The organism is Sporichthyaceae bacterium (genome assembly GCA_036493475.1).
In the GTDB taxonomy this organism is placed as follows: domain Bacteria; phylum Actinomycetota; class Actinomycetes; order Sporichthyales; family Sporichthyaceae; genus DASQPJ01.
Genome location: DASXPS010000117.1, coordinates 1 through 2,750 on the forward strand (window position 1 = coordinate 1; position 2,750 = coordinate 2,750).

Annotated in this window: 2 protein-coding genes; one reads left to right on the forward strand and one right to left on the reverse strand. The window is 72.0% G+C overall.

Going from position 1 to position 2,750, the window contains the following annotated elements; all coding sequences use genetic code 11:
• Positions 1-244: 244 nt before the first annotated feature.
• Positions 245-1,483: an IS110 family transposase gene (locus VGJ14_12310; GenBank protein HEY2833201.1), complete on the reverse strand. Its 1,239-nt coding sequence runs from the start codon at positions 1,481-1,483 to the stop codon at positions 245-247.
• 265 nt (positions 1,484-1,748) lie between these two features.
• Between VGJ14_12310 and VGJ14_12315 the strand changes: the two genes are divergently transcribed.
• A partial coding sequence (locus VGJ14_12315; GenBank protein HEY2833202.1) for a hypothetical protein occupies positions 1,749-2,750 on the forward strand: 1,002 nt, incomplete at its 3' end.

Here is a 2,750-nt window from a genome sequence, read left to right on the forward strand (position 1 = left end):
CATGACACCCTCTGTGTCAACCCCCGGCTTGGTTGGGGTTCGCCGTGGTTGGGTTTGCGGTGGCCGCGTGTACGGCCCGGCCCCCCACGCGTCAAGGACGCTGCGCGCCCCTGCGGGGCCGGCTGCGCCGGTCCTTGACCCGCGGGCCCCTGCCGGGCCTGGGCAGGGCGAAGCCGCGGGCAGGGCGAAGCCCTGCCCGCTGTTGGGCGGCCACCGCGGCGGTTGGGCTGGGGTGGGTTCGTGGTCAGGCCGCGTGTGGCTGGGCCAGGCTCGCGGCGTTGCCGTGTCGGATGGGGTCGTAGGGGACACCGTCGAGCCAGCAGCGGTAGATGACCCGGATCCAGGCCCGGGCCAGCACCCGCACCGCGTGTGGGTGGTCAAGACCGCGAGCTGTCGCGTCGGTGTAGACCTTCGCGGCCCAGGGGCTTTCGTGGCGGCTGTTGTCAGCGAAGGTCGAGATCGCTACGCGGAAGCGTTTGTTGCAGGCCCACCGGAAGTGCACGGCCCGGTGTTTGCCGGACTGGGTGGTCACCGGGGTCATCCCGGCGAGGGCTGCCACGGCGTCCGGGCCGTCGTAGGCTGCTCGGGAGTCGCCCCACTCGGCGAGCACCTGGGCGGCGTTGATCTGACCCGACCGTGGCAGCGACGTGAAGATCTTGGCGTCCGGGTGCTCCCCGAGGTGGGCGACCACCGACCGGTCCAGGGCCTTGCGGGCGACACCGAGCGCGGTCAGGACCGCGACCAGAGCGAGCACCGCGTCACGCACAGCCTCGGTGAGAGTCTCATCGAGGGTACCGGCGGCGGGCGCGGCCCGGAGCCGCTCAAGCAGCTGCGCGGCGGTGCGCCGCCCGGAGTAGCCGTGCTTGACACAGAACGCACGCAGGCGTTTCTCGCCCAGCAGCCGGGCGTGCGCGGCAGTGGGGTAGCGAGTCAGGAACGCCAGCGCGATCGGCGACTCGACATCAGCGAAGATCGCTTTGGCGCCGGGCCAGTGGCTGTCGAGCAGCGCGGTGAGCTGGTTGGTCGCCGCCACCCGCATCTCCACGATGTCACCACGGGTGCGGACCACGGTGCGCAGCGCCTTGGTCTCGCAGGTGTACGGGGTTGCCGGGCGCAGCCGGTGCGCCCGCAACCGAAGGTACTCCGCGATCACTGCGGCGTCTCCGGCGTCGGACTTGGCACCCGAGAGCACCTCTCCGTCGCGCCAGGTCTTGATCGCGTTCGGGCTGACCGGCACCACCGGGTGCCCGGCCTCGAGCAGCGCGTCGACCAGCCGCCCGTCCGGGCGTTCGATCCCGACCGGCACTTCGATCCGGTCGGGTCGCAGCCCACCCAGCCGGTGCAGCAGCTCGGCGAATCCTTCCGCGGTGTGCGTGATGGTGAACTCGGCCTTGATCTTGCCGGCTCCGTCGAGGACACACACCGCGTGCGTCTCGGCGGCCCAGTCGATCCCAACGTAGAACGGGCATTCGGGCAGGAACATCGGATCTCCTCACAGCGGCAGCGACGACCCGGCGAGGAGACCGATCACCGGGCGGTCACTGACTGGCGCTCTGCGGCGCGTCCCTCTGTCGCCGGTTCCAGGCCCCGCAAGAACCGGGGGCGGCAGTGTCATGCGGGCCCTCAACGGGCGACCACCACGGGCCGTCACCCCGGCTCTCGCCGGATCCCAACAACGAGCACCTTGCCGGTGCCCACAAGGAGGGTCCACCAGTGACCACCGAGGCCCAGCGGCCGGGGGCCGAGGCATGAGCCCCGCCCTGGCCGCGGCGGACGACCAGCTCCTACACACCGCGCCCGCGCCGCTCGGCGGGGAGGAGCCGGACTCGCGCGACCCGCGATTCTTCGAGCGTTACTGGAACGTCTTGCATGACGACACCGGCGACCTCCTGCTGGCGGTGGGCGGCAGCTTCTACCCGAACCTCGGCCGGGCCGAGTCCTACGCGATCGCCAACCTGCATGGTGATCACCGCTCGGTGCGCGCGTTCCGGCCGCTCGCGCACGACCGCACCGATCTCGCGGTGGGGCCGCTCCGCCCGACGATCGTCGAGGGCCTGCGCCGCTGGCGACACGTGCTCGAGCACGGCGAGTGGGGCTTCTCCTACGACCTCACCGTCACCGACACGCACCGGCACGTCTACAACGCCGCGTGGGGACCCGAGGTCGAGCACGGCGAACGCCACGTCACCGCCGGCTTCGAGGGCTTCTGCACCGTCGAGGGCTGGGTCCGGCACGGCGACACCCTCGCGGAGTGGGGGCCGGGGTCGGCACACGGCACCCGCGACCGGCACTGGGGCGTGGGACGCGGCGTCGGAGGGCCGGCCATGAACGGCGGCCGGGCAGTGCGCGGCGGTTGGAAGGGCGGGATCTGGATCGACCTCGGCGACGTCGCCGTGTGGGGCAAACAGGTGCTCTACCCACTCGATGATCCACGGCCGGGCAGTGGCCGGGTGGTCGACGTGCGGCGGCGGCTGCGCTTCGAGCCCGACACCCGGGTATTCACCGAAGGACTCGTGGACCTGACCATGGACGACGGCCGGATCCGACAGCTGCACCTGGAACGCCTCGGGGACCAGACCGCCTACCTGCGCTGCGGTTTCTACGGCGGCACCCCGGAGGCGGGCCTGCACCACGGCGAGTACTCCGGGCCGGCGCGGGTGGAATGGGACCGGTTCGACGTCACCTCGGCGACGGCGCGCCTGGCGCTGCGCGGGCTGGACGAGCACCACTGCCGGGTCATCGAGGACGGC